General features: G+C 59.0%; 30 protein-coding genes (1 of these 30 running past the window's edge). 19 read left to right on the top strand and 11 right to left on the bottom strand.

Annotation, left to right across the window (positions count from 1 at the left end; all coding sequences use genetic code 11):
• Positions 1-428, bottom strand: the beginning of a protein-coding gene (locus ACXX83_RS25250; protein ID WP_007992884.1) for an acyl-CoA dehydrogenase. It extends 754 nt beyond the left edge of the window; the window shows 428 of its 1,182 coding nt (coding positions 1-428); it begins with the start codon at positions 426-428; its stop codon lies beyond the left edge, outside the window.
• A 157-nt stretch (positions 429-585) separates the two neighbouring features.
• Between ACXX83_RS25250 and ACXX83_RS25245 the strand changes: the two genes are divergently transcribed.
• The 11 genes from ACXX83_RS25245 (at position 586) to ACXX83_RS25195 (ending at position 10,749) form a co-directional block, all read left to right on the top strand.
• The gene (locus tag ACXX83_RS25245; protein WP_015092939.1) at positions 586-1,485 is read left to right on the top strand and encodes a LysR family transcriptional regulator; all 900 of its coding nucleotides are present in this window, start codon (positions 586-588) and stop codon (positions 1,483-1,485) included.
• A gap of 435 nt (positions 1,486-1,920) precedes the next feature.
• Positions 1,921-3,042 carry a Re/Si-specific NAD(P)(+) transhydrogenase subunit alpha gene (locus ACXX83_RS25240; RefSeq protein WP_007969746.1) on the top strand — a complete coding sequence of 374 codons (1,122 nt, stop codon included), beginning with the start codon at positions 1,921-1,923 and terminating at the stop codon, positions 3,040-3,042.
• An 11-nt stretch (positions 3,043-3,053) separates the two neighbouring features.
• Entirely contained in the window at positions 3,054-3,410 is a 357-nt protein-coding gene (locus tag ACXX83_RS25235; RefSeq protein ID WP_007992881.1) for an NAD(P) transhydrogenase subunit alpha part 2, read from the top strand.
• Positions 3,407-4,840, top strand: coding sequence for an NAD(P)(+) transhydrogenase (Re/Si-specific) subunit beta (locus ACXX83_RS25230; protein WP_007969748.1), 1,434 nt, complete (start codon positions 3,407-3,409; stop codon positions 4,838-4,840). The genes ACXX83_RS25235 and ACXX83_RS25230 overlap by 4 nt, the downstream gene beginning before the upstream one ends.
• Positions 4,841-5,053: 213 nt before the next feature.
• Positions 5,054-6,547 (top strand): succinyl-CoA:acetate CoA-transferase ScpC, encoded by a 1,494-nt coding sequence (gene scpC, locus ACXX83_RS25225; protein WP_458549903.1) that lies wholly within the window; start codon positions 5,054-5,056, stop codon positions 6,545-6,547.
• A gap of 320 nt (positions 6,548-6,867) precedes the next feature.
• On the top strand, positions 6,868-7,083 hold the full coding sequence (locus ACXX83_RS25220; RefSeq protein ID WP_007969750.1) for a DUF1127 domain-containing protein: 216 nt from the start codon (positions 6,868-6,870) through the stop codon (positions 7,081-7,083).
• Positions 7,084-7,341: 258 nt separating this feature from the next.
• Entirely contained in the window at positions 7,342-7,551 is a 210-nt protein-coding gene (locus ACXX83_RS25215) for a DUF1127 domain-containing protein (RefSeq protein WP_217836810.1), read from the top strand.
• 145 nt (positions 7,552-7,696) lie between these two features.
• Positions 7,697-8,017 carry a DUF2388 domain-containing protein gene (locus ACXX83_RS25210; protein ID WP_015092936.1) on the top strand — a complete coding sequence of 107 codons (321 nt, stop codon included), beginning with the start codon at positions 7,697-7,699 and terminating at the stop codon, positions 8,015-8,017.
• Positions 8,018-8,124: 107 nt separating this feature from the next.
• On the top strand, positions 8,125-8,442 hold the full coding sequence (locus tag ACXX83_RS25205) for a DUF2388 domain-containing protein (RefSeq protein WP_458549901.1): 318 nt from the start codon (positions 8,125-8,127) through the stop codon (positions 8,440-8,442).
• A 28-nt stretch (positions 8,443-8,470) separates the two neighbouring features.
• Positions 8,471-8,791, top strand: coding sequence for a DUF2388 domain-containing protein (locus ACXX83_RS25200; RefSeq protein WP_008045884.1), 321 nt, complete (start codon positions 8,471-8,473; stop codon positions 8,789-8,791).
• The gene (locus ACXX83_RS25195; protein WP_458549899.1) at positions 8,788-10,749 is read left to right on the top strand and encodes a DUF7844 domain-containing protein; all 1,962 of its coding nucleotides are present in this window, start codon (positions 8,788-8,790) and stop codon (positions 10,747-10,749) included. The genes ACXX83_RS25200 and ACXX83_RS25195 overlap by 4 nt, the downstream gene beginning before the upstream one ends.
• 147 nt (positions 10,750-10,896) lie before the next feature.
• Here the strand turns inward: ACXX83_RS25195 and trpA are convergent, their stop codons facing one another.
• Together trpA and trpB are read right to left on the bottom strand one after the other, a co-directional pair.
• Complete coding sequence (gene trpA, locus ACXX83_RS25190) at positions 10,897-11,709, bottom strand: tryptophan synthase subunit alpha (protein WP_015092933.1); 813 nt, start codon at positions 11,707-11,709, stop codon at positions 10,897-10,899.
• Entirely contained in the window at positions 11,709-12,929 is a 1,221-nt protein-coding gene (trpB, locus tag ACXX83_RS25185; RefSeq protein WP_015092932.1) for a tryptophan synthase subunit beta, read from the bottom strand. Before trpB ends, trpA begins: the two co-directional genes overlap by 1 nt.
• 124 nt (positions 12,930-13,053) lie before the next feature.
• Here trpB and ACXX83_RS25180 point away from each other — a divergent pair, with 124 nt between their 5' ends.
• Positions 13,054-13,947: a LysR family transcriptional regulator gene (locus tag ACXX83_RS25180; RefSeq protein ID WP_458549897.1), complete on the top strand. Its 894-nt coding sequence runs from the start codon at positions 13,054-13,056 to the stop codon at positions 13,945-13,947.
• Here the strand turns inward: ACXX83_RS25180 and ACXX83_RS25175 are convergent.
• Positions 13,944-14,267 (bottom strand): ElaB/YgaM/YqjD family protein, encoded by a 324-nt coding sequence (locus ACXX83_RS25175; RefSeq protein WP_095967836.1) that lies wholly within the window; start codon positions 14,265-14,267, stop codon positions 13,944-13,946. The two genes, ACXX83_RS25180 and ACXX83_RS25175, sit on opposite strands and share 4 nt — an antisense overlap.
• A gap of 157 nt (positions 14,268-14,424) precedes the next feature.
• On the opposite strand from ACXX83_RS25175, the gene ACXX83_RS25170 reads away from it, so the two are divergent.
• Positions 14,425-14,640 (top strand): dodecin, encoded by a 216-nt coding sequence (locus tag ACXX83_RS25170; protein ID WP_015092929.1) that lies wholly within the window; start codon positions 14,425-14,427, stop codon positions 14,638-14,640.
• Between the two features lie 121 nt (positions 14,641-14,761).
• The gene (locus tag ACXX83_RS25165; RefSeq protein WP_015092928.1) at positions 14,762-14,986 is read left to right on the top strand and encodes a DUF1161 domain-containing protein; all 225 of its coding nucleotides are present in this window, start codon (positions 14,762-14,764) and stop codon (positions 14,984-14,986) included.
• A gap of 68 nt (positions 14,987-15,054) precedes the next feature.
• Here ACXX83_RS25165 and ACXX83_RS25160 read toward each other — a convergent pair whose 3' ends face one another.
• A complete protein-coding gene (locus ACXX83_RS25160) occupies positions 15,055-16,056 on the bottom strand; it encodes an LLM class flavin-dependent oxidoreductase (protein ID WP_458549895.1) in 1,002 nt (333 codons plus the stop codon).
• Between the two features lie 239 nt (positions 16,057-16,295).
• On the opposite strand from ACXX83_RS25160, the gene ACXX83_RS25155 reads away from it, so the two are divergent.
• A complete protein-coding gene (locus tag ACXX83_RS25155; protein ID WP_116579880.1) occupies positions 16,296-16,727 on the top strand; it encodes an OsmC family protein in 432 nt (143 codons plus the stop codon).
• A gap of 183 nt (positions 16,728-16,910) precedes the next feature.
• A complete protein-coding gene (locus tag ACXX83_RS25150; protein WP_015092925.1) occupies positions 16,911-17,144 on the top strand; it encodes a DUF1161 domain-containing protein in 234 nt (77 codons plus the stop codon).
• Between the two features lie 4 nt (positions 17,145-17,148).
• On the opposite strand, the gene ACXX83_RS25145 is transcribed toward ACXX83_RS25150, so the two are convergent.
• Together ACXX83_RS25145 and ACXX83_RS25140 are read right to left on the bottom strand one after the other, a co-directional pair.
• Positions 17,149-17,571 (bottom strand): PA0061/PA0062 family lipoprotein, encoded by a 423-nt coding sequence (locus ACXX83_RS25145; protein ID WP_015092924.1) that lies wholly within the window; start codon positions 17,569-17,571, stop codon positions 17,149-17,151.
• 40 nt (positions 17,572-17,611) lie between these two features.
• Positions 17,612-18,034: a PA0061/PA0062 family lipoprotein gene (locus tag ACXX83_RS25140; RefSeq protein WP_015092923.1), complete on the bottom strand. Its 423-nt coding sequence runs from the start codon at positions 18,032-18,034 to the stop codon at positions 17,612-17,614.
• Between the two features lie 59 nt (positions 18,035-18,093).
• Between ACXX83_RS25140 and ACXX83_RS25135 the strand changes: the two genes are divergently transcribed.
• Positions 18,094-19,191, top strand: a complete 1,098-nt coding sequence (locus ACXX83_RS25135; protein ID WP_458549893.1) for an aminopeptidase — start codon at positions 18,094-18,096, stop codon at positions 19,189-19,191.
• Here the strand turns inward: ACXX83_RS25135 and ACXX83_RS25130 are convergent.
• The 4 genes from ACXX83_RS25130 to ACXX83_RS25115 form a co-directional block, all read right to left on the bottom strand.
• Complete coding sequence (locus ACXX83_RS25130) at positions 19,173-20,402, bottom strand: spore maturation protein (protein ID WP_015092921.1); 1,230 nt, start codon at positions 20,400-20,402, stop codon at positions 19,173-19,175. The genes ACXX83_RS25135 and ACXX83_RS25130 overlap by 19 nt on opposite strands.
• Positions 20,403-20,615: 213 nt before the next feature.
• Positions 20,616-21,947 (bottom strand): glutamate/aspartate:proton symporter GltP, encoded by a 1,332-nt coding sequence (gene gltP, locus ACXX83_RS25125; RefSeq protein WP_015092920.1) that lies wholly within the window; start codon positions 21,945-21,947, stop codon positions 20,616-20,618.
• An 840-nt stretch (positions 21,948-22,787) separates the two neighbouring features.
• Positions 22,788-22,952, bottom strand: a complete 165-nt coding sequence (locus ACXX83_RS25120; protein ID WP_003177151.1) for a DUF1328 domain-containing protein — start codon at positions 22,950-22,952, stop codon at positions 22,788-22,790.
• Between the two features lie 72 nt (positions 22,953-23,024).
• On the bottom strand, positions 23,025-23,312 hold the full coding sequence (locus tag ACXX83_RS25115) for a hypothetical protein (protein WP_217836803.1): 288 nt from the start codon (positions 23,310-23,312) through the stop codon (positions 23,025-23,027).
• A gap of 438 nt (positions 23,313-23,750) precedes the next feature.
• Between ACXX83_RS25115 and algB the strand changes: the two genes are divergently transcribed.
• A complete protein-coding gene (gene algB, locus ACXX83_RS25110) occupies positions 23,751-25,097 on the top strand; it encodes a sigma-54-dependent response regulator transcription factor AlgB (RefSeq protein ID WP_007969783.1) in 1,347 nt (448 codons plus the stop codon).
• Positions 25,098-25,107: 10 nt separating this feature from the next.
• Complete coding sequence (locus ACXX83_RS25105; RefSeq protein ID WP_217836801.1) at positions 25,108-26,898, top strand: ATP-binding protein; 1,791 nt, start codon at positions 25,108-25,110, stop codon at positions 26,896-26,898.

Below are 26,898 nucleotides of genomic sequence, written 5' to 3'. Positions count from 1 at the left end.
TTAGGCTCGGTCAGACCGAAGCAGCCGATCCACTCGCCCGAGGCCAGTTTCGGCAGGTACTTCTGCTTCTGCGCTTCGGTACCGAACTCATTGATCGGCACCATCACCAGCGAGGACTGAACACTCATCATCGAGCGATAACCGGAGTCGATACGCTCGACTTCACGGGCGATCAGGCCATAGCTGACGTAGTTCAGGCCGCTGCCACCGTACTGCTCGGGGATGGTTGCACCCAACAGACCCACTTCGCCCATTTCGCGGAAGATCGCCGGATCGGTCTTCTCATGGCGGAAAGCTTCAAGAATGCGCGGCGCCAGGCTCTGCTGAGCGAACTGCGCAGCCGTGTCGCGAATCATGCGTTCTTCTTCAGTGAGCTGTTGATCCAGCAGCAGGGGATCGATCCAGTTGAAGCTAGCTTTACCGCCCATGAGTGTGTCCTCTCGAATCGGGTCAAATAACGTGGAGTGATCCTAGGCCTGGATCGGCGCTACGGCAAACGAGGATTTCGCATACTGTTGTGCTAATTTCTCACTCCGAAACGTCGCAAAAGAGCTTTTATGCGATGCATTAGTGAGGTTGACGTACATGCGCAGGAAGATACCCAGCACCACCGCCCTGATCAGCTTCGAGGCCGCGGCGCGCCATGAAAGCTTCACCAAGGCCGCCCAGGAGCTTTCGCTGACCCAGGGGGCGATTTGCCGACAGATCGCCAGCCTTGAGGAGTTCCTCAGCGTAGAACTGTTCCGACGTTCGCGGCGTGGAGTGAAGCTGACGGAGGCCGGGCTTTCCTACAGCCGCCGGATCGCCACTCAACTTGATGCGGTTGAGCGCGACACCTTGTCCGTGATGGGCCAGCAGGGCACCAACGTAATCGAATTGGCCGTGGTTCCGACCTTCGGCACCCAATGGCTGCTGCCACGACTCAAGGACTTCCAGCACAAGCACCCGGAAGTGACGGTCAACCTGACCAACCGCACACGCCCGTTCCTGTTCGCCGACACTGATTTCGATGCCGCGATCTACTTCGGCGACGCGGATTGGTCAGGTACAGAATCCCACAGGCTGATGGGTGAAAATCCGATGCCCGTTTGCAGCCCCAACCTGCTCGGAAACAACAACAGCCTTACGCCCGGCGAAATCGCCGATTTGCCCCTGCTGCAACAAACCACCCGTCCTTATGCCTGGCGCCAGTGGTTCGATTCCCAACACCTGAATGTCCCGCGAGACATGACAGGCCCCCGCTACGAGCTATTCTCCATGCTCGCCCAAGCGGCCATGCATGACATGGGCATTGCCCTGATTCCGCCGTTCCTGATTCAAAGGGAGTTGAAAGAAAAACGTCTGGTGATCGCCAACCCGCAAGCACTGTCCAGCATCAAGGCTTATTACCTGATGATTCCTGAGCGAAAGGTCGAATCCGCGTCTTTAAGGGCATTTCGTGACTGGCTGGTAAATCAGGCGCACAGCTACAGCCTAGAGGAGTAAAGGCTTCTCCACGTTACTTGACCCCGTAGTCAGCAAAAACAAAGCCCTACAGATATACGGATTTGTCGCATAACAGCAAACTGTATCGAAAAGTCGTACAAACGTCCCACAAGCGCCAGATCACGCGGCTTTGGGCCACTATTTCGAGGCGATGCCGCATCATTCATACGGCCGATGTATAAATTCTTCAATTTCGGCCAGAATCCTTGTAAAGCACGGTTTGCAAGGGATCGAGCCGGTTGGTTGCGACATTCGGTCACGGGGTGACTTGTAGTTAATTTTCCGTCACCCGTCATAATCCCTTGAAGGGCACAAAGTTCGCCTGCAAAATGCCGCGCCCCGCCCTGATTTGGCGGGATCGTGCTGATCGGCCGCCCCAGCCGCACCATCCGTAGTGCATGGGTTTACTCAATAAGATCACGCAGGAGATTTGACGTGCACATTGGTGTTCCTCTCGAAACCCAGACCGGTGAAACACGGGTTGCTGCAACCCCGGAAACCATCAAGAAGCTGATCAGCCAGGGTCATAAGGTCACTGTACAAAGCGGCGCCGGCGTTAATGCCAGCGTTGTCGACAGTGCCTATGAAGCGGCAGGCGCAACCATTGGCAGCGCCAATGATGCGTTTGGAGCAGAGCTGATTTTGAAGGTGGTCGCCCCCAGCGACAGCGAGCTGGCGCTGATCAAAAGCGGCACCGTTGTGGTGGGTATGCTCAATCCGTTCAACAACGAAACCATCGCCAAGATGGCCGAGTGCGGCATTACCGCCTTCGCCCTGGAGGCTGCGCCACGCACCTCCCGCGCCCAAAGCCTGGATGTGCTGTCGTCGCAAGCCAACATTGCCGGTTACAAGGCTGTCTTGCTGGCCGCTCACCATTACCCTCGTTTCATGCCGATGCTGATGACGGCTGCGGGCACCGTAAAAGCGGCGCGCGTGCTGATCCTTGGTGCCGGTGTAGCCGGATTGCAGGCCATTGCCACGGCAAAACGCCTGGGTGCGGTGATCGAAGCCTCAGACGTGCGTCCTGCGGTGAAAGAGCAGATCGAATCCCTCGGCGCCAAGTTCGTCGACGTGCCTTACGAGACCGACGAAGAGCGTGAATGCGCCGTTGGTGTCGGTGGTTACGCCCGGCCGATGCCGGCCAGCTGGATGCAGCGCCAGGCCGCGGCCGTGCACGAGCGCGCCAAGCAGGCTGACATCGTCATCACCACAGCACTGATTCCCGGTCGCAAGGCACCGACGCTGCTCAGCGCAGAAACCGTGGCACAGATGAAACCGGGCTCAGTAGTCATCGACCTCGCGGCCGCCCAGGGCGGTAACTGCCCGCTGACCGTGGCCGATCAGGTGGTCGTCGAAAATGGCGTGACCATCGTTGGCCCGACCAACCTGGCGGGCGCAGTGGCGGCCGATGCTTCGGCGCTGTACGCACGCAACCTGCTGGACTTCATGAAACTGTTGTTCGATAAAGAAGGACAACTGGTGATCAACCTTGAAGACGATATCGTCGCCGCGTGCCTGATGTGCCGCGACGGCCAGATCGTGCGCAAGAACGGCTGAGGATAAAAACAATGGAAGACATGCTGATCTCTCACGGTATCTACAACCTGATCATCTTCGTGCTGGCCATCTATGTCGGCTACCACGTGGTCTGGAACGTTACACCTGCACTGCACACGCCACTGATGGCTGTCACTAACGCCATCTCGGCCATCGTGATCGTCGGCGCCATGCTCGCCGCCGCCCTCACTGTGACCCCGCTGGGCAAGACCATGGGCACCCTGGCCGTGGCCCTGGCCGCGGTCAACGTCTTTGGTGGCTTCCTGGTCACCCGACGCATGCTGGAAATGTTCAAGAAGAAAGCGGCCCCGGCAAAAGCTCCGGCCGCCAAGGCCGAAGCAGTCAAGGCTGAGGTGCAGCAAGCATGAGCATGAACCTGGTTACTTCCCTGTATTTGATCGCCTCGGTTTGCTTCATCCAGGCGCTCAAGGGCCTTTCGCATCCCACCACGTCGCGTCGCGGCAATCTGTTCGGCATGCTCGGCATGGGCCTGGCGATCCTCACCACGGTCGGCCTGATCTACAAGCTCGGTGCCGAACTGGCCCATGACGGTATCGTCTACGTGATCGTCGGCCTGCTGATCGGCGGCACTGCCGGTTCGATCATGGCCAAACGCGTGGAAATGACCAAAATGCCCGAACTGGTCGCCTTCATGCACAGCATGATCGGCCTGGCCGCGGTGTTCATCGCCATTGCAGCGGTCGTCGAGCCGCAGTCGCTGGGTATCGTTGCGCAGCTGGGTGACGCGATCCCGGCCGGTAACCGCCTGGAGCTGTTCCTCGGTGCCGCCATTGGTGCGATCACCTTCTCCGGCTCGGTCATCGCCTTCGGCAAGCTGTCGGGCAAGTACAAGTTCCGCCTGTTCCAGGGCGCACCGGTACAGTTCACCGGTCAACACAAACTGAACCTGCTGCTGGGCGTGGCTACTCTGGGCCTGGGCATCACCTTCATGTTGACCGGCGACCTCAGCGCCTTCGCCTTGATGCTGGCCCTGGCCTTCATCATGGGTGTGCTGATCATCATCCCGATCGGTGGCGCGGACATGCCAGTGGTCGTGTCTATGCTCAACAGCTACTCCGGCTGGGCAGCGGCAGGTATCGGCTTCTCGCTGAACAACTCGATGCTGATCATCGCGGGTTCGCTGGTAGGTTCGTCCGGTGCGATCCTCTCGTACATCATGTGCAAGGCGATGAACCGCTCCTTCTTTAATGTACTGCTCGGCGGTTTCGGCAATACAGCCGACGCAGGTCCGGCAGGCGCCAAGGAAGCACGCCCGGTGAAATCCGGCTCGGCTGACGACGCGACTTTCCTGCTGACCAACGCCGACACCGTGATCATCGTTCCGGGCTATGGCCTGGCGGTAGCACGGGCGCAGCATGCACTGAAGGAACTGACCGAGAAGCTGACCCATCGCGGCGTGACCGTGAAGTACGCGATCCACCCCGTTGCCGGTCGTATGCCGGGCCACATGAACGTGTTGCTGGCAGAGGCCGAAGTGCCTTACGACCAGGTGTTCGAGATGGAAGACATCAACTCCGAGTTCGGTCAGGCCGACGTGGTGCTGGTGTTGGGCGCCAACGACGTGGTCAACCCGGCCGCGAAGAACGATCCGAAATCGCCGATTGCCGGCATGCCGATCCTCGAAGCGTTCAAGGCCAAGACCATCATCGTCAACAAGCGCTCGATGGCCAGCGGCTATGCCGGCCTGGACAACGAACTGTTCTACCTGGACAAAACCATGATGGTGTTCGGTGACGCCAAAAAGGTCATCGAAGACATGGTAAAAGCCGTCGACTAATCCTCTGCGGTACACACAACGCCCCGACTCGTCGGGGCGTTTTTGTTTGCGCAAATCGTCGGACAAACTATTCTTTTGTTACCGATCCGGTAACGGTGTTTTGCTTGAAAGGCCCGGAATAGACGCCTCGATTGCGACCTTGGTAGCGGGACAGAAGCCAGCGCAATTCACTAGACTGCACGTCCTGCTACCTGTTGCCCGAGATAACAATCCATGTACCGTGACCGTATTCGCCTGCCTTCGTTGTTGGACAAAGTGATGAGCGCTGCCGACGCTGCCGCCCTGATTGAGGACGGCATGACCGTCGGCATGAGTGGTTTTACTCGCGCCGGCGAAGCCAAGGCCGTTCCCCAGGCGCTGGCCGAGCGCGCCAAGGTCACGCCGCTGAAGATCAGCCTCATGACTGGCGCAAGCCTGGGCAACGACCTCGACAAGCAGTTGACCGAAGCTGGCGTGCTGTCGCGGCGCATGCCGTTTCAGGTCGACAGCACCCTGCGCAAGGCGATCAACGCCGGTGAAGTCATGTTCATCGACCAGCACTTGTCGGAAACCGTGGAGCAGTTGCGCAACCAGCAATTGAAACTGCCGGACATTGCCGTGATTGAAGCCGTTGCGATCACCGAGCAAGGGCATATCGTGCCGACCACCTCGGTAGGCAACTCGGCCAGCTTCGCGATTTTCGCCAAGCATGTGATCGTCGAGATCAACATGGCGCACAATCCGAACCTCGAAGGCCTGCACGACATCTATATCCCGACCTATCGCCCGACCCGCACTCCGATTCCATTGGTCAGTGTCGACGACCGCATTGGCAGCACCGCCATCCCGATTCCAGCGGAAAAAATCGTCGCCATCGTGGTCACCAATCAGGCTGACTCACCCTCCACGGTGCTGGCGCCAGACGCCGAGACCCAAGCCATTGCCGACCACCTGATCGACTTCTTCAAACAGGAAGTGGCCGCCGGACGCATGACCAACAAGCTCGGTCCGCTACAAGCCGGTATTGGCACCATCGCCAACTCGGTGATGTGTGGCCTGATCGACTCGCCGTTCGAAGACCTGACGATGTATTCCGAGGTGCTGCAGGACTCGACTTTCGACCTGATCGACGCCGGTAAGCTGAGCTTTGCTTCGGGCAGCTCGATCACCCTGTCGAGCCGGCGCAACGCCGATGTGTTCGGCAACCTGGAGCGTTACAAGGACAAGCTGGTCCTGCGCCCGCAGGAAATCTCCAACCACCCGGAAGTGGTGCGCCGCCTCGGCATAATCGGCATCAACACGGCGCTGGAGTTCGACATCTACGGCAACGTCAACTCCACCCACGTCTGCGGCACCCGGATGATGAACGGCATCGGTGGCTCCGGCGATTTCGCGCGCAACGCGCACCTGTCCGTGTTCGTGACCAAGTCGATTGCCAAAGGCGGCGCAATCTCCAGCGTGGTGCCGATGGTCAGCCATGTTGACCACACCGAACATGATGTCGACATCCTAGTGACCGAAGTAGGCTTGGCAGACTTGCGAGGCTTGGCGCCCCGGGAGCGTGCCCGGGTCATCATCGACAGGTGCGTGCACCCGGATTACCGCCAGGCGCTGAATGATTACTTCAGCGCAGCGTGTGCCATCGGCGGACATACCCCGCACATCCTGCGTGACGCACTCAGTTGGCACATAAACCTGGAAGAAACCGGGCACATGCTGAAGAAGTAATTGCTACAGATAACAGCTGGCGCAAACACAGTTTCGCCAGCTTGCTCTTGCCACCCTCGCAATATGAAAAAAACTGTACTGCTGTACTGGTCATTTCCTACGGTAAATTCCTACCCTCTCGGGGTAAAACAGCATTTATGCACCAAAACAGTGCAGGCAGGTACAGTTGCCTCAATTTCGACCAGTACACCCCCTATAAACAGTTAACTGAGCCCTCACAATACAGATGAACTGTATCTACAGAGACTAGGCAAACAAGAGGATCATGGGCACCAGTTAAACCACTACCTAATCCCGCCACAAGCGGAAGGATGACCACCATGGAACGTACACTCAGTTCCGATCTGTTCTTCGAAGACACTGCTGCAAAAACCCAGGCTTCCCTGCCTCTGCGCGTTATCGCCAATCTGATGTTGTGGCAGCGCCGCATTACCAGCCGCCATCAACTGGCTCGCCTGGATTCGCGTCTGCTGGCTGACGCCGGGATTAGCGAAGCACAACGCTACGAAGAGCTGAGCAAGCCGTTCTGGCGCTAAGTTAGCGTCGCTGGATCTGACCTTAAGGTCCACCGCCAGCAACCCGAATTGAAAAAACAAAACCCGTCGTGGGCAACCACGACGGGTTTTGTCGTTTTGGCCTGGCAAATCCGGTCTTACAGAAGAGAAACCTGAACACCAGTACAGTTTGCAAAAAACACAAACTGCATGAGTACAATATCGCCGCTGTGTGTCTGTAGTGGATATTCAGCGGGGGTCAACATGGAGCTCTCCACTTACCAGGACAGGGACAGAGCCATGAAGAACCTACAGGATTTTTCCATTCCCTCGGCTCAATCGAGACCTTGCCAGCACAGGCTTAGAGGGCTGCTGAAGGGGCTCTGCGCGGGCCTGGAAAGGGCGAGAACGCGACGTTTGCTGGCTCAACTCGATGATCGTCAGCTAGCGGATCCGGGTATCGGACACGCCGACCGCAGCAATGAATTGGATAAACCGTTCTGGCGCTGACTTCCTGCGTGAGGAGTCAGGGCTGTGCGAACCGACACAGACAGGCCTAATATCACTTCAGAACGTGGCGAACGCCGAGTGCCTGGCGTCTGACTTTGCAGACACTGCGCCATATTTCAAATGGTCTACCAAAAGGAGTTACCCCATGTCCCGTCTTCGCCTGCTTAGCGCCGCGGCCCTGTTTGCCGTGGCTGCCGGTGCCCAAGCCTCCAGCTTCATCGTGACCACGGATGCTGTGGTCAACGCGCTCAAGGCCACATCCGATGCGACCACCAACATCGTTTCGTCGTCGTTCAAGGATGACAAGATCGTCCTCGCCGCCCGTGACGACGCCGCCAGCTTCGTCGCCAGCGAAGGCTCCATCCGCGGTGTGAAGCTGGAAAGCGCCCTCGATCACATTCGCCATAAGGCGCCGCAACTGAGTGCAACAGACGCACAACTGGCTCAGGCGATCCTGACCATCTAAACGGCAGTACAGACATGGGGCACGCCCGGCGTGTCCCAATGTTTCGGCACTGGCTCTAGACCGGCCCTTGCGCTAGCCTTGGGACTCACTTTCAACTGTCGAGTCTCATGCGTTTTCTTTCCATTCCCTTGATCTCTCCAGTTTTTCTTACTCTGGGTTACTGCGCATCAGCCCACGCTTATGACGCCTTTAACCTGTCCACACAGGGCACCGTCGCCAGTGGTTACGCCACAAGCCTCGTGACCTCCGCCCCCTTCGACCATAAACTACTGCTCGCCGCCCACGACGACGCCGCGGCATTCATTGCCAGTGACGGTCTGATGAGAGGCGCACGACTGGAGTCGGCCCTTCGGTATCTGCGCCAGACCCAGGCAAAACTTCATGCCAGCGACCTTGAACTGGCGCAAGCAATTCTCGTCCAATAGTTATCCCCGTTTTTCTGGAGTTCGATCCATGCGTAACCCGCTGATTGCTGCCATCCTCGGCCTGCTGCTGTTGGCCGACGTGGCCCAGGCACATACTCTGGTTGCCACCAGTAACATCCTGATCCGTGCGACCCAGCGCACCCTCGATTTCACCTCCGACACCACCACGTCCATTCGCGATTCGAAAATCGTGCGCGAAGCCCAGGACGACGCCGCCAGTTTCGTCGCCAGCAATGGCGACATTCGCGGCGCTCACCTGGAGTCCGCTTTCAACCTGCTGCGCACCCGCGTGCCGGAAGCGCGCGACGCCAGCGATCAGGATCTCGCCGAAGCCATCCTCGCACTGTGAGGTGTCCACGTACCTGGCTGCTGACCGGGGCCCTGTTGCTGTTCGGCAACACGGCCCACGCAGGCCTTCAGTTGCAACTCAGGACAGAAGGTCTGACGCCCGCGCAACAGCAAGCCAGCCAAGCGTTGCTAGATGAAGCCATGCAGGCGCTGCCGCCACGTTTCATCGAGCAGCTGGACCGCCGTATCGTCGTCGGCTGGACCGATGACATGCCGCGCAATGCCTACGGCCAGGCATCCCTGGTGTCCGAGCTTGATCTGAACCGCAACCTGTTGGCCGGTCTCACCGATGGCAGCGCCGCGAGCAAAAAAACCCATCGCCCCCATGGCACCGTGCGTCGGGAAATGCTGGCCACTGTGTTGCACGAGTTGACTCACATCTACGACCGTTCGCGCTTGTGGCCGGATGACGAGCGCAAGCTGATTCAGCGCTGCACCCGGCGCAACAACAGCTCAGGGCTGGTCGGCATACCCGACCAATGTCGGGGCCAGTCCGATCGTCGCTTTACCCTCAGCGACGATCCGCGCCTGCTCGACCTGGCCGGCTGGCAGCAATACGTAGGCCGTCGGGGTGAACGCGAACAGCACAATCGCCAGATTGCCCGCAGTCCGGATATCTACGAGACCAGCAGCCCCAAGGAATTCGTCGCGGTCAACATGGAGTATTTCCTCCTTGACCCGAGCTACGCCTGCCGCCGTCCCGCGCTGTATCGCTACTACAAAGAGCATTTCGGCTGGGCGCCCGCCGCCAGTGACACCTGCAGCAAAACCGTCGCGTTCCTCAATGCCGGCAACGACTTCGCCAAGACACCGCTGGGGCAGGTCGATCCGGAGCGGGTCTATGCCGTTGACTATCTGCTGGCCGAGGCTAACCAGAACCTGTTCAGCCGCTGGGGCCACAGCATGCTGCGTCTGGTGATCTGCGCGCCGGGCCGCCCCCGTGGTCCGGATTGCCGACTGGACCTGGACCAGCACCTGGTGCTGTCGTATCGCGCCTTCGTCGGCGACGTACAGTTGTCGAGCTGGGATGGCCTGGTCGGCAAATACCCGTCGCGGCTGTTTATCCTGCCGCTGTCCCAGGTCATCGACGAATATACCAAGACCGAACTGCGCAGCCTGGCCTCCGTGCCCCTGAACCTGTCGCGCACAGAGATTGAAGACGTGGTGGAGCGTGCCGCCGAGATGCACTGGAGCTACGACGGCAACTACTTCTTCCTGTCGAACAACTGCGCGGTGGAAGAACTGAAATTGCTGCGCGGCGGCACCAACAACCCGAAATTGGTAGGGCTCGACAACATCATGCCCAACGGTTTACTGGAAGTGCTCAAAGGTCGAGGGCTGGCGGACACCAGTGTGCTGGACGATCCGCGAGAAGCCTTGCGCTTGGGTTATCGTTTCGATTCCTTCCGCGAACGCTATCAGGCAATGTTCGAAATCCTGAAAAAGCACTTGCCGATCAAACAGGAAACCGTCGAAGACTGGCTGGACTTGAAAGCCGCGGATCGTCGGCAATGGTTCGAGCAGGCGGACCTGCGCACCAGCGCGGCGTTGCTCCTGCTGGAACAGGCCAGTTTCCGTCAGCAGTTGCTGCTGGCTCAGGATGAAGTGAAGCAGCGCTATCTGGGCGCCCGAGAACTGCAGAATGGCGGCATGGACAAGGCCAACCAGACGCTCAAGGACATTCTCGCCAACAGTGGCTTCCTCAGCCGTCCGGCAGAACTTCTGGGCACCAACGGATATGGCTTGCCACAGCCGAGCGAGTGGGAGCATCTGGAATCGGAAAGCAGCCAGCGCCAGAAGCAGCTTCTGGCGCTGTCCGGGGACCTGGACAAGGAAGTGAGAGCGTTGCTCGAACCGGGTCGTGCCGCCGAAATGGCCGCCAACGAAGCCAACGTGAAGCAGATTGGCGAGCATTTGCGCAAACTGCACAAGGCAGCAGGCGGATTAGAGTTGCCTTGACCCCACACCTGTAGGAGCGAGCTTGCTCGCGATGAGGGCTGCACATCCAGCATTGATGTTGGCTGACACGCCGCTATCGCGAGCAAGCTCGCTCCCACAAGGTTTACAGCGTTTTGCTGTTCAGTCTCTGAATCAGGAACGTTGCCTTCAGCTGACGCGGGCCTTACGCACGCCTTCGGCCAATGCCGAGCACAGGCTCAGCACGCCATCCACGGCTTGCTCCGGGGACGTGGCATTGGCGATGTGATCGATCAACGCCGAACCCACCACCACGCCATCAGCCAGACGCGCAATGGACGCTGCCTGTTCCGGAGTCCGGATACCGAAACCGATGCTGATCGGCAGGTCAGTATGGCGGCGCAGACGGGCAACCGCTTCCTCGACGTGTTCCAGCGTGGCGGCACCGGCACCAGTCACACCGGCCACCGAGACGTAGTAGACGAAACCGGAGCTGCCGTTGAGAACGGTCGGCAGGCGCACATCGTCAGTGGTTGGCGTGGTCAGGCGAATGAAGTCCAGGCCCGCAGCCTGCGCCGGGTCGCACAGCTCGCCGTTGTGCTCTGGCGGCAGGTCGACCACGATCAGGCCGTCAACGCCGGCCTCTTTGGCTTCGGCAATGAAGCGCGGTACACCGTACATGTGGATCGGGTTGAAGTAACCCATCAGCACCAGCGGCGTTTCGTTGTTGTCCTGGCGGAACTCGCGAACCATTTGCAGGGTTTTCGCCAGATTCTGTTTGGCACCCAACGCACGGATGTTGGCGAGCTGGATGGCCGGGCCGTCAGCCATCGGGTCGGTGAAGGGCATGCCCAGCTCGATCACATCGGCGCCAGCCGCCGGCAAGCCCTTGAGGATTGCCAGGGAGGTGTCATAGCCCGGATCGCCAGCGGTAACGAAGGTCACCAGGGCGGCACGGTTCTGTTCCTTGAGTTCGGCAAAACGCGTTTGCAGGCGGCTCATCAGTGTTTCTCCTGCGTTGATTGTTCCATGTGGTGCATCACGGTCTGCATGTCTTTGTCGCCACGGCCGGACAGGTTGACCACCATCAGGTGATCCTTTGGCAGGCTCGGTGCGCGCTTGAATACTTCAGCCAGGGCATGGGCGCTTTCCAGGGCCGGGATGATCCCTTCCAGGCGGCAGCACTGGTGGAACGCGGCGAGGGCTTCGTCGTCGGTCACCGAGGTGTACTGAACGCGGCCGATGTCGTGCAACCAGGCGTGTTCCGGACCGATGCCCGGGTAGTCGAGGCCGGCGGAGATCGAGTGGGCATCGATGATCTGGCCATCGTCGTCCTGCAGCAGGAAAGTGCGGTTGCCGTGCAGCACGCCTGGAACGCCGCCATTCAGGCTGGCCGCATGCTTGCCGGTCTCGATGCCGTAACCGGCCGCTTCAACGCCGATGATCTCGACACTCTTGTCGTCGAGGAACGGATGGAACAGGCCCATGGCGTTGGAGCCACCGCCAATGCACGCCACCAGGCTGTCCGGCAGGCGACCTTCCTGGGCTTGCAACTGCTCGCGGGTTTCCTTGCCGATCACGGCCTGGAAGTCGCGGACCATCGCCGGGTAAGGGTGCGGTCCGGCCACGGTGCCGATCAGGTAGAACGTGCTGTCGACGTTAGTCACCCAGTCACGCAAGGCTTCGTTCATTGCATCCTTCAGCGTGCCGGTGCCGGCGACCACCGGGATAACCTCGGCGCCCAGCAGCTTCATGCGGAACACGTTGGCCTGCTGGCGTTCGATGTCAGTGGTGCCCATGTAGATCACGCAATCCAGGCCGAAACGTGCAGCCACGGTGGCAGTAGCCACGCCGTGCATGCCGGCGCCGGTCTCGGCGATGATGCGTTTCTTGCCCATGCGTCGCGCCAGCAGGATCTGGCCGATGCAGTTATTGATCTTGTGCGCGCCGGTGTGGTTCAGCTCTTCGCGCTTGAGATAGATCTTTGCGCCGCCACAGAACTCGGTCAGACGCTCGGCGAAGTACAACGGGCTTGGACGTCCGACGTAGTCGCGCTGGAAGTAGGCCAGTTCTTCCTTGAATGCAGGATCTTCCTTGGCCAATTCATATTCACGGGCCAGGTCGAGGATCAACGGCATCAGGGTTTCGGCAACGTAGCGGCCACCGAACGCGCCAAACAGGCCGTTGGCATCAGGGCCGTTGCGCAGATTAGTCTGGGTCATTTGGCGCTCCAGTTGAATGCGTGAAGTGATGCGTAAAGAGATAGTGGGCTTCACTCTACCCCTGACGCCCCGGCCTGAAAACCGATAAGATCGCCACAACCTGTCAGGAAAACTCACAGATTCCATGAGCCATGACCTTCCTCCGCTGAATGCGCTTCGCGCCTTCGAAGCCACTGCCCGCTTGAACAGCGTCAGTCAGGCGGCCGAACAGCTGCATGTCACCCATGGTGCGGTCAGCCGGCAGCTCAAGGTGCTTGAAGAACACCTCGGCGTCAGCCTGTTCATCAAGGACGGTCGCGGCCTGAAACTCACAGATGCCGGCCTACGCCTGCGTGACGCCAGCAGCGAAGCCTTCGAGCGCCTGCGCAGCGTCTGCGCCGAACTCACACAAAGCACGGCCGACGCTCCGTTCGTGCTCGGTTGCTCAGGAAGCCTGTTGGCACGCTGGTTTATTCCGCGACTGGGGAGACTCAATGCCGACCTGCCGGACCTGCGCCTGCACCTGTCGGCCGGAGAAGGCGATCTCGATCCGCGAAGACCGGGACTGGATGCCTTGCTGGTCTTTGCCGAGCCACCCTGGCCGGCGGACATGCAGGTTTTCGAGCTGGCCAGCGAACGTATCGGTCCGGTCATGAGCCCTCGGTTCGCCGGCTATGAGCGGCTCAAGCAAGCGCCGGAAAGCGCACTGCTGAACGAACCCTTGCTGCACACCACCTCACGCCCGCAAGCCTGGCCAAACTGGGCGCAACAATGCGGCCTCGACGCCAGGGCGTTGAAGTACGGTCAGGGATTTGAGCATTTGTACTACTTGCTGGAAGCCGCCGTCGCGGGTCTGGGCGTGGCGATTGCCCCCGAACCCCTGGTGGTGGAGGACTTGAAGGCCGGCCGCCTGGTTGCGCCCTGGGGTTTCAGTGAAACCCCGGCACAACTGGCGTTGTGGCTACCCAAGCGCGCCGCGGACGGGCGCGCCCGGCAACTGGCGCAGTGGCTGAAAAGCGAACTGCGCCGGGCGGATTAATCACGCTTGCACAACAGATAAGCGGCCAGCAGGCCCAATGCGCCCACGGCGACACCGGCTGTCGTCCAGGGGTGCTCTTGGGCGTAGTCCCGGGTGGCAATCCCGGTTTCGCGGGTTTTGACCTTGACCTCTTCATAGGCGTCGGCAAGCAGATGACGCGAGTGCTTCAAGGCATTCTCGGCGTTGCCTTTCAGGGTCTTGAGGGTTTTACGCGACTCGTCCGAGGCGTCGTCCTTCAGGTTTTCCAAAGACTTGAGCAGACTCTCGATCTCGGCTTCCATGCTTTGCAATGAGGCTTTGCGTAACGAGGTGTTGGCCATGGTGGCTCTCCTGCATTGGTGATGAGTGGCGTGTGTTGGTTGGGACTTCAGAGGTTCGAGAAAGTGCAGAAAATCTGAACTTCACTCTCAGAACGGCCAACAGAAGAAATAGGAAAAATCACTGCTAGGCTGTAATTCACACGCCAAGGAGAACGCCATGTCTGACCATCACACCTACAAGAAAGTCGAGCTGGTCGGCTCGTCCACCAGCAGTATCGAAGATGCGATCAACAATGCTCTGACCGAAGCCAGCAAAAGCATCAAGTACATGGAATGGTTTGAAGTAACCGAGACTCGTGGGCACATCAGGGACGGCAAGGCTGCGCACTTTCAGGTGACCCTGAAAGTCGGATTCCGGATTGCCAGCAGCTGACTTTGGGCTAGTCTTCTGAACTTGCACGCCGGACGAATGCCATAGGGAATGGCAAAGCGCTGAATGAGTGCGTCCGGCTGACGGCTGGTTACCCCTATGATCCGACCAGGGAATGCAACCGATGAAGAAGTTTATGTTGGCGGTAGGTTTGTTGAGCCTTGCGGGGACCGTATTGGCAGATGGTGGCAAGCCATGCGAAGAGCTGAAAGCCGAAATCGCAGCGAAACTTGATGCCAAGGGCGTTTCCGGTTATTCGCTGGAGATTGTCGATAAAGGTAGTGCATCTGGCGGAAAAGTCGTTGGTCAATGCGAAAAGGGCGCCAAAGTGATCGTCTACAAAAAGTAGGCCGGTCCTCGCCTGATTGAAAAAGCCGACGCCCTGGCGCCGGCTTTTTCATGCCTGCCGTTTGAGTATCAGCCGCGCATGACCTGCGCGAGCAGCTCGTAGGAATGTACGCGATCCGAATGTTCGTACAGGTCACAGGTGAAAATCAGCTCGTCAGCCTGGGTCTGTTCGATCAGGACCTCGAGTTTGGCGCGGATTTTCTGTGGGCTGCCAATCATGGCCAGTCCAAGGAAATCGTGCACAGCCTCTTTCTCATGGGGCAGCCACAGGCCGTCCATGGTCTTCACCGGCGGACGCTGTACCAGGCTTTGGCCGCGCATCAGGGCGAGAATCCGCTGGAACACCGAAGTCGCCAGGTAATCGGCCTGCTCGTCGGTATCGGCTGCCACCAATGGCACGCCGAGCATTACGTAGGGCTTGTCCAAAACGGCTGAGGGCTTGAAGTGATTGCGGTAGACCCGAATCGCTTCATGCATGTAGCGCGGCGCGAAATGTGAAGCGAAGGCGTAGGGCAAACCGCGTTCACCGGCCAGCTGTGCACTGAACAGGCTCGACCCCAACAACCAGACCGGCACATTGGTCCCGGTTCCCGGCATGGCGATGATCCGTTGATCCGGGGTACGTGGCCCGAGGTAGCGCACCAGCTCCGCCACATCTTCCGGGAAGTCGTCGGCACTGCCGGAGCGCTCTCGGCGCAACGCACGTGCAGTCATCTGGTCGGAACCGGGCGCGCGCCCCAGGCCCAGATCAATCCGGCCCGGATAAAGGCTTTCCAGGGTGCCGAACTGCTCGGCAATCACCAAGGGTGCGTGGTTGGGCAACATCACACCGCCTGAGCCGACTCGAATGGTCGATGTACCACCGGCCAGATAACCGAGCAGTACCGAAGTCGCGGAACTGGCGATGCCGTCCATGTTGTGGTGCTCAGCCACCCAGAAGCGGTTGTAACCGAACCTCTCGACGTGCTGCGCCAGGTCAAGCGAGTTGCGCAGCGACTGGGCCGCGCTGCCGTTCTCGCGCACCGGCACCAGATCGAGGGTCGAGAACTTGATATCGGACAGTCGTTTCATAAACCTGCTTCTCCAATTGAGGGCGCAGGTTTGTTCTTGCGAACGCAAACCTGCCGAATCCAAAAGCGTGTTCATGCAATGTGGGCATATACCCGAGTTTCAATAGCCCGGTAAAAAATCCCGCGAAAAAAGCAGATTGATCGGACGAAGTGAACTTTGCCCCTTCGTCTATCCTCACAACCCTGACAACCGAAAACCCCACAGGCGCGACCTTTCGCGCCGACCTTCAGGAGGCAGGCATGGCTATCGTCAAGAAAGCATCGGCTCATTGGGAAGGTGATCTGAAAACCGGCATCGGCTCGATTTCCACAGAAACCGGCGTGCTTCGGGAAGCCCCCTACGGCTTCAAGGCGCGCTTCGAAGGCGGCCGGGGCACCAACCCGGAAGAGTTGATCGGCGCTGCCCACGCCGGCTGTTTTTCCATGGCGTTCTCCATGATTCTCGGTGACGCCGGCCTGAAGGCCGATAGCATCGATACCCAGGCGGAAGTCACTCTGGATCAAGTGGACGGCGGTTTTGCGATCACCGCAGTGAAATTGATTCTGCAGGCGAAGATCCCCGGGGCAAGCCAGGCGCAGTTCGAAGAACTCAGCAACAAGGCCAAAGAGGGCTGCCCGGTATCCAAAGTGCTGAATGCCAAGATCAGCCTGGAGGCAACATTGGTCAGCTAGATCTTCATTTTTGCAAAGAAAAGATCGCAGCCTTGCGCAACTTGTCGGGATCATTCGGCAAGAGGTGCCCAAGGCTGCGATCTTTTTTGCGTCGTGACAGATTTGCCCGCTAATAATATGGTCGAATAAATGACAGCAGCGAAAACCTGTAAATAGGCGTGCTGCCTCAAAGGAGCTTCAACCATGAAACGTTTTGCCCTGGCGGTTATCTGTTGTGCGCTGGCCACGTCGGCCCTCGCAGCACCGAAACCCTGCGAAGAGCTCAAGGCCGAGATCGAAGCCAAGATCCAGGCCAGTGGCGTCACTTCCTACACGCTTGAAATCGTCACTAACGACGAAGTGCACGACCAGAACATGGTCGTTGGCTCGTGCGAAAACGGCAGCAAAAAAATCATCTACCAGAAGAACGACCGCTGACATCTCACATCAGGCAGTTGGCTTCCCGGTCTTCAGCGACGATCTCGCGCTTGGCGTTGTACAGGCGGGCGCCGGGGGTAAACGCTATGGAGCGGCCTTCGAGTACATAACGCTGACCGGCTTCGAAATGATCATAACGGATGGTCAGGTAGCATAGCCGCTCAGAGGGCCCGCTCATCGTACTCAAGCCACCACCGCCAGGGACTTCAAAGTCGAAACGCACGATCAGTTCGTGGCTGCCGGGCGTCACTTCGAAATAACGCCCATCGCGCAATCGTTGTTTGTCCAGGCGTTCAGCCATCAACAACTTGTCGTTAGGGAAGGGCGTCGAAAAATCAACCCAGGCCATTTTTGGATCAGGTGTCGGCATCGGGCTTTGACAGCCCGCGACCACTCCGACGGCGAGTAACAGCATTAACCTGCGCATGATGGATGTCCCAGGGGATATGCATCCAGCATAACGCCGATCAGGTATGTTGGCAGCCCGCAGGGGTGCCATGGCCGATCACTTTTCGCTGCTGATCGTAGAGCTTGGCCCACGGCCGGAAACCGATGTTCCCCGCTTGCAGTTGATAACGTTCGCCGGCGTTGAAATCCTTGAATTTCACGTTCAACTGACAATCGCGCCACAATGGCTCGGCGTCGGGGCCGATGTTGGTGGGCTGCACCGGAAACTGGTAGCGGACTGTCAATTCATGGCTACCGGGCTGAACCTCGAAGTAGCGTTTATCGTCGGTGGCCTTGTCATCGACCTCCAATGCCTGCAACGCTGTATCTTCTTGCTTCGAGTCCAGGTCGATCCAGGCTTGCGCAGGATCATGGCGGGGTATTCCGAATCCGGCACAGCCGGCCAGCAACAGCAGACTTCCTGTCAGTATCATCGTGCGCATAGCGGAGCTCCAGTCAGGCGGGATAGTCTTGCGAGAAGACTCTCCAAGGAAGAATTATTGTGATCAGGCCGCTTCCTAGCCTTGGGTTACTTGATCGCGTTTTTCGCGTTTTGTTTCCGGGCGTGTTGTTTTTGTTGCTCAACGGTTGCACCAGCATCAGCTATTACAGTCAACTGGCCAGCGGCCAAATGCAGCTGCTGCGGGCCAGGGAGCCGGTTTCCAGCGTGATTGCCGACCCGGCGCGCGACCAAAAACTGCGTATACACCTGGAGCAATCACAAAAGGCCCGAACGTTCGCCAGCCGGCAATTGCACCTGCCGGACAACCAGAGTTACCGCTTGTACGCGGACATTGGCCGTCCCTTCGTCGTCTGGAATGTCTTCGTCACGCCGGAATTTTCCCTCAAGCCTGTAAACCACTGTTTTCCCATCGCCGGCTGCGTGGCCTATCGCGGGTACTACAGTCAGAGCGCAGCTCGCGGCGAAGCAGCCTTGCAACGCTTGCAGGGCATGGACGTGTCGATTGGCGGCGTCGAGGCCTATTCGACACTCGGCTGGTTCAACGACCCGATCATCAGTTCGATGATGGGCTGGGGGGATGAGCGACTGGCCACGCTGATCTTTCACGAACTGGCCCATCAGCGCGTCTATGTGAAGGACGACACCGAGTTCAACGAATCCTTTGCCACCTTCGTCGAGCAGGAAGGAACTCGCCAATGGCGGGCCTATCGCCACCTGCCACCGGACAACTATGCGCAGGCGCGTCAGCGCGACCAGTTCACTGAATTGGTGCTGGAAACCCGCGCCAGGCTGGAAAAGCTCTACGCCTTGCCATTGCCAACCAAACAGATGCGCCAGCGCAAGGCGGCCGAGTTCGAGCGCTTGCGCAGCGAATACCGGCAACTGCGCGACAGTCAGTGGGCTGGAGACAAACGCTACGACGCTTGGATTCATGCCCCCATGAACAATGCCCGGCTATTGCCGTTTGGCTTGTACGACCAGTGGGTACCGGCATTTGACGCGCTGTTCCATCAGGTGGATGGCGATTGGCCCAGGTTCTATGCCGCCTCGGAAAAGCTCGGCGGCTTGCCGACGGATGAGCGCAAGGCCGCGCTTAAGACGCTGGCTGAAGGCGCCGATCAACCAAAGAACCAGTAGCAAACGCCGATTGCACCCAGCACCCCGGCAAGTTCCGCCAGCAATGCGCAGCCAACTGCATGGCGCGCACGCTGAATGCCCACGGCACCGAAGTACACCGCCAGGACATAGAACGTGGTCTCGGTACTGCCCTGGATTGTCGCCGCCACCAGCGCCGGGAAGCTGTCCACGCCCGAAGTCTTCATGGTTTCAATCAGCATCGCCCGGGCGGCACTGCCGGAGAAAGGTTTGACCATCGCCGTCGGCAGCGCATCGACGAAGCGCGTGTCCCAACCGGCCCACTCCACCAGATGACGAATCCCGTCCAGGCCGAAGTCCAGCGCCCCGGAGGCCCGCAGGACACCCACCGCGCAGAGCATCGCCACCAGATAGGGCAGCAGGTTCTTGGCGACGTCGAAACCCTCTTTGGCACCTTCAACGAAGGCCTCGTACACCTTCACTTGGCGCAGCGCGCCGATCAGTAAAAACAGCATGATCAGGCCAAACAGCGTCAGGTTGCCGAGGATCGATGACAAGCCCGCCAGCGCGGTCGCTGAAAGGGTCGCCAGCAACGCCATGAAACCACCGAGGGCGAGGGCGCCGGGGATCAGGTAGGCCAGCACCACCGGGTCCCAGACGCGCAGGCGCTGCATGAACGCCACCGACAGGAAGCCGACAATGGTCGAGCAACTGGTCGCCAGCAGGATCGGCAGGAACACCAGCGTCGGGTCAGGCGCGCCTTGCTGGGCGCGATACATGAAGATGGTCACCGGCAGCAGGGTCAGCGAAGAGGCGTTGAGCACCAGGAACAGGATCTGTGCGTTACTGGCGACGGTAGCGCTGGGGTTGAGTTCTTGCAGCGCTTTCATGGCCTTCAGGCCAATAGGCGTGGCGGCGTTGTCCAGACCGAGGCCGTTGGCGGCGAAGTTCAGGGTGATCAGGCCGATGGCTGGATGACCAGGCGGGACTTCAGGCATCAGGCGCAAAAACAATGGTCCCAAGGCCCTGGCCAACCATTCGACGATGCCGGCCTTCTCGGCAATGCGCAGAAAACCCAGCCAGAGGGTGAGGGTGCCGAACAGCAGCACCATGACCTCGACCGACAGCTTGGCCATGGCAAAAATGCTCTCCACCATCGCCGCGAATATCCCGGCGTTACCACCAATCAGCCACTGCGCCAGCGCCGAAACGGCTGCCACGATGAAGAAGCCAAGCCACAGGCCATTGAGCATCAGTCAAATCCCCCAAAATATCCGCGAATGATAGCGGGGTGGCCAGAAACGACAAACCCCGGATTTCCCCGGGGTTTGTCTGGTGCGGCTTTCGTAGATCACTGTGGGAGCAGCCGGTCGACGCTCGATTGCTCGCGATAGCGGTGTATCAGTCGACATCAATGTCGGCTTTAGTCGGTCATCGCGAGCAAGCTCGCTCCCACAGGTTTTGTATCAGTTGCTGGAGGTTTCACCCGCCGGCAGCTTTTCCTTGCTACGCCAGTGCGGCAGGGAGTTCCAGTAACGCTGGCCCTTGGCGTCGTCGTACATGCCTTCCCAACGAGCGATAACCAGAACAGCCAGGGCGTTGCCGATCACGTTCAGCGCGGTACGGGCCATGTCCATGACGCGGTCGACACCGGCGATGAATGCCAGGCCTTCCAGCGGAATACCGACGCTGCCGAGGGTGGCCAGCAGGACCACGAAGGACACGCCCGGTACGCCGGCGATGCCTTTGGAGGTGACCATCAACGTCAGGACCAGCAGCAGTTGCTGGCTGATCGACAGGTCGATGCCATAGAGCTGGGCAATGAAGATCGCCGCAATGCTTTGGTACAGGGTCGAGCCGTCGAGGTTGAACGAGTAACCGGTCGGTACCACGAAGCTGCAAATGGCTTTCGGCGCGCCGTAGGCTTCCATCTTCTCGATCACACGCGGCAGCACGGTTTCGGAGCTGGCGGTGGAGTAGGCCAGTACCAGCTCATCCTTGAAGATGCGCATCAGCTTGATCACCGAGAAGCCGAACAGGCGAGCGATCAGGCCCAGGATCACGAACGCGAAGAAGGCGATGGCGACGTAAACCAGGATCACCAGCTTGGCCAGCGGTATCAACGACGCGAAGCCGAAGTTGGCCACAGTCACCGCGATCAGTGCGAACACGCCGATCGGGGCGTAGTTCATGATCATGTGAGTGACCTTGAACATGCTTTCCGACACGCCCTGGAACATCTTCACCAGCGGCTCGCGCAGGTCCGCCTGCAAGCTCGACAGCCCGAGACCAAACAATACGGAGAAGAAGATAATCGGCAGCATTTCGCCGCGAACCATGGCCGCGAAGATGTTCGACGGGATCAGGTTGAGGATGGTTTCGATGAACGCATGTTCATGCTGGACCTCGGCGGCAGTCGCCTGGTACTTGGAAATGTCCACGGTGCCCAGGGTGCTCATATCGATGCCGGCACCCGGATGGAACAGGTTGGCCAGCAGCAGACCGACCACGATGGCGATGGTAGTGACGATTTCGAAGTAGACGATGGTCTTGAAGCCGATGCGCCCCAGCTTCTTGGCGTCACCGACGCCGGCAATGCCGACGATCAAAGAGGAGATGACGATCGGGATCACGATCATCTTGATCAGACGGATAAAGATATCGCCTGCTGGTTGCAGGACGTTGCTGATCCACCAGGCTTTTTCGGCACTGAAATGGTTGAGCAGCGCACCGATTGCTATCCCCAATACCAGACCGATGAGGATCTGCCAGGCGAGGCTAAGCTTTGCCTTCTTCATATCTTTACCCTTACTTGCGTTTGACTCAGGGAGATGCGCGAACTGGAACGCTCATGGCGAAAAAGTCTAGTGCATCTACCCCCCGTATAAGGTGCCCCGGAACGCGTGTTTGCGGCTCTCTGGCAGGCGAAAAAAGGCGCAACTATTCCGATGCAAGGAAGCGCCGTCTAATGCCGTAAACGCCTACCCTATGCCGAATCGGCATGAGGTTTTTTTGCTGAATGCGGCGTCGCAATCGGTTCGATTGCGACATTTCGGCAGGCATAAGTGCCGTGAACCGGTCATCACAGAGCAGATTGAATGTTTTTTGAGCAGTGGCCGAGCGTTGATTTTTCAACAAAATCCCGTAGGACAAAGCGAAAAATCGCGACCAAAAAAAAGGGATTTTTCTCGATATACGGTCGCCTGTGAAACACCGGGAAAAGTAATTTCCGACGTAACAGGGACAAGGAGCCGATAACAGTGATGAAATCGAGACGAGCGCTCTATTTCAATGTGTTGCTTGATCCAGCCCTTCGCAAGCTCGTCGAGCCATGGTGGTCCGGCGAACTTGCGCAGCAGCTTTTCCTGACCCGGCCCTTACGCAGGTACTCCCTGTACCCGTAGGTCACTCCGCCCCTGAAGCAGGCAGAACATCCCGACCCCTTGGTCATGCGCCAGCCTTCCTCAGGTGACGCAGATCGAAAGAGGCGCTGTGACCTCCTTCGTGTACAAATTCTGTTCTACCGACAAGCCCTGCATGAGGGCCTCAGGCATGCCGCAGAAGCCTCAGCCCGCATGCCATGGCACTACCGCCCTGATAGCAGGGCGGCTGCCAGCGTCTTGAACAAACCTTTCATGTCAGCCTCGACCGCGACGGCCAAAGAAGAAGGAAGCAATGAACATCACCAGGAACACGACAAACAGAATCTTGGCGATACCCGTGGCGGTGCCCGCGATACCACCGAAGCCCAGTACTGCGGCGATGATGGCAATGATCAGGAATGTGATTGCCCAGCTCAACATGGTGATTCTCCTTACGCTTCTATTTAGAGGTGTTGCGTTTCCCGGCACATCGCTGCGGCGGAAATTTTTTACCTAGAACACCCAGCGCTCCTGATGACGTATCTCACCTGCAGATCCGGCCTGGTCGACGTCGATCATGCGCATCGGGGGGCTATCGGCCTGAAGGCTGCCAACAGCACTGAAATGGGTTTGGGTCGGATGCTCAATTGACAGTTGTGGCGCTTGCGGCTGCAGACTCTGCTCCCAGCGCAGAAACTGTTGGCCACCGATAAGGGTGAGCAACAACGCCAGAACAGCAAACAGTCCTTGCTGAATATGCAAAGGCGAGAGGTGCAGGTGGGCGACACGTTGACGGTTCATCCTGGAGCTCCTACCACTAGGGTCGGTATTCGATAGCGGGCGTCTGTTTTTGAATGCCCTGGTCAACCAGACAATTGCAGCCCGCATGCCAGCATTGAAATGAATTAATTTCTTTTAATATCAATGCTTTAAGACCATCAAAGAAATCACATCGTACGCATCCTGCACGATGCCACTTGTACGGTCGTGCGTATTGCACGATTCGTTTGAAGGAGGGTGTAAATTTTTTGAATTGAGAGGAGGACGCAGATGTCAGAAATACACACTGGCCGCTGTCGGAAACCGGACATCTATTAAAAAAGCCGCGACATCAGCTGGCAAACCGATACATCGGATGAAAGCTACCCTGCCATGACAGGAATGGCTCAGAATCAATCATGCAACTTGCCCGATTTCTCCGGGACTAAATCAAGATCATTCATTAAGGAGCGTAGGAAAATGGAATCAGCCACTGAGCACCAAGGCCGCATTCTGCTGGTTGATGATGAATCCGCCATCCTGCGCACTTTCCGTTACTGCCTTGAAGACGAAGGCTACAGCGTGGCAACCGCCACCAGCGCCGCGCAGGCAGAAGCCCTGTTGCAGCGCCAGGTCTTCGACCTGTGCTTCCTCGATTTGCGTCTGGGTGAAGACAACGGCCTGGATGTGCTGGCCCAGATGCGTATCCAGGCGCCCTGGATGCGGGTGGTGATCGTCACTGCGCACTCAGCCGTCGACACGGCGGTGGATGCGATCCAGGCCGGTGCCGCCGATTATCTGGTCAAGCCGTGCAGCCCCGATCAATTGCGGTTGGCAACCGCCAAGCAACTGGAAGTGCGGCAGCTGTCGGCGCGGCTCGAAGCCCTGGAAGGTGAAGTGCGCAAGCCCAAGGATGGTCTGGACTCCCACAGCCCGGCCATGAAAGTGGTACTCGAAACCGCGCGTCAGGTGGCCACGACCGATGCCAATATCCTGATTCTCGGTGAATCCGGCACCGGCAAGGGTGAGCTGTCCCAAGCCATTCACGGCTGGAGCAAACGCGCGAAGAAATCCTGTGTCACGATCAACTGCCCGTCGCTGACCGCCGAGCTTATGGAAAGCGAGCTCTTCGGCCACAGTCGTGGCGCCTTCACCGGCGCCAGCGAAAGCACCCTGGGTCGAGTCAACCAGGCGGACGGCGGGACGCTGTTTCTCGACGAAATCGGCGATTTTCCCCTGACATTGCAGCCGAAGTTGCTGCGTTTCATTCAGGACAAAGAGTACGAGCGCGTCGGTGATCCGGTGACCCGCCGTGCCGATGTGCGCATCCTTGCAGCCACCAACCTCAACCTCGAGGACATGGTCCGCGATGGGCGTTTCCGTGAAGACCTGCTCTATCGCCTGAATGTCATTACCCTGCACCTGCCACCGCTACGCGAACGCCGTGAAGATATCCTGAACCTGGCCGATCGTTTCCTGGCGCGTTTCGTCAAGGAGTATGCCCGTCCCGCGCGCGCGCTAAGCGACGAGGCCCGGGAAGCCCTGCTGGGCTATCGCTGGCCGGGCAACATCCGTGAGCTGCGCAACGTGATAGAGCGCGCGAGCATCATCTGTCCGCAGGAGCGGGTCGAGATCAGTCATCTGGGCATGGCCGAAACCCCGGTCAACAATGCACCGCGCATCGGCGCAGCGCTGAGCCTGGATGAGCTGGAAAAGGCCCACATCGGCGCGGTCCTCGCCACCGCCGACACGCTGGATCAAGCGGCAAAAACCCTGGGCATCGATGCCTCGACGCTGTACCGCAAACGCAAGCAGTACAACTTGTGAGCAATAGGCGATGAAACTGGCGATGAAATTGCGGACCCGGCTTTTCCTGAGCATCTCCGCACTGATCACCGTCGCCTTGCTCGGGCTACTGCTCGGGCTGGTCAGCGTGATGCAGATGGCCGGCAGCCAGGAGGCGCTGACCCGCAGTAACTTCATCACCCTGGACCTGGGACTCAAACTGCGCCAGACCTTGGGTGATCAACTGATCATCATGCTCAGCGAGAAGCCTGACTCCGCCGCTTTCGCCGCCTCGAAGCAGCACTACTTCCAATTGCTGGAGGAAGGCATCGCCCAGGAACCCGAGCTAAACGCAAGCGAGTACGGCTTCAGAAAAGCCAAGGCTGACTACGAGCGCTTTATCGAAGCTTATGAGGCGTCCCCGGACCCTTCGACTGTGCTCAGCAGCCATGACAACCTGACGGAAAAATTCAACGCACTGCGCAATGGTCTGATCGCCGAGCACAAGCGCGCCCTGGATAACATCAATGATACCGAGCGCCAGGCCCGGGAGCGGGCACTGCTGATTGCAGGGTTACTTGCCTTGGTGGGGCTGGCAGTGCTGATCATCGGCTTCGTGACCGCACAGGCCATTGCCCGGCGATTCGGGGCGCCCATCGAAGCCCTGGCCAAGGCGGCGGACAATATCGGCCAGGGCAATTTCGATGTCACCCTGCCGATCTCCTCGGCAGTGGAGCTCAACCAGCTGACCCGGCGTTTCGGGATCATGGCCCAGGCGCTGCGTGAACACCAGGCCACCAACGTCGATGAGTTGCTGGCCGGCCAGCAGCGTTTGCAGGCCGTGCTCGACAGCATCGACGACGGGCTGCTGATGATCGACCGTCAGGGCCATCTGGAACACCTTAACCCTGTGGCCCAGCGCCAGTTGGGCTGGGAGTCCGATCGCCTGGGACAGGGACTGGGCACGGCACTGGAGCGCCCCGAACTCGATGAGCAACTGCAACTGGTGCTGCGCGGCGGCACCCTGGAGAGGGCGCCGGAGGACTTGAGTGTCGAAGTCGACGGCGAGTCGCGACTGCTGACCTTTAGCCTGACCCCGGTCAGCCACACCCAGGGCCATATTCTCGGTGCCGTGATGGTGCTGCATGACGTCACGGAGCAGCGTGCCTTCGAACGGGTACGCAGCGAATTTGTATTGCGCGCCTCCCATGAATTGCGCACACCGGTTACCGGCATGCACATGGCCTTCGGATTGTTCCGCGAGCGCACACACTTTGCCCCGGACTCCCGGGAAGCCGACCTGCTCGATACCGTGAATGAAGAGATGCAGCGGCTGATGCAGCTGATCAATGACCTGCTGAATTTCTCCCGTTACCAGAACGGTTTGCAGAAACTCACCCTGGCGCCGTGTTCCATCGAGGCGTTGCTGGAACAGGCTCAGTCACGCTTTGCCACATCGGCCGAAGAGAAGGAAATCAGTCTGCTGGTGGAAGTGCAGGGGCCTTTGCCGCGTTTGCAGGCCGATCAGCCACAACTGGAGCGGGTACTCGATAATTTGCTCGACAACGCCTTGCGTCACACCGGTTCCGGCGGGCGGATACGCTTGCACGCCCGGCGCCACGGCGATCGGGTCATCATCAGTGTCGAGGACAACGGCGAAGGCATTGCCTACGGTCAGCAGGGGCGGATCTTCGAGCCGTTCGTGCAGGTCGGACGCAAGAAAGGCGGGGCCGGTCTCGGCCTGGCATTGTGCAAGGAAATCGTGCAATTGCATGGCGGGCGGATGGGCGTCTATTCACGGCCGGGGCAGGGCACTCAGTTCTACATGGCGCTGACGGTTTAG

This window comes from Pseudomonas sp. GNP012, assembly GCF_054343835.1.
Note: the sequence above shows the minus strand (reverse complement) of the source record. Positions and strands in the feature narration are given on the sequence as shown.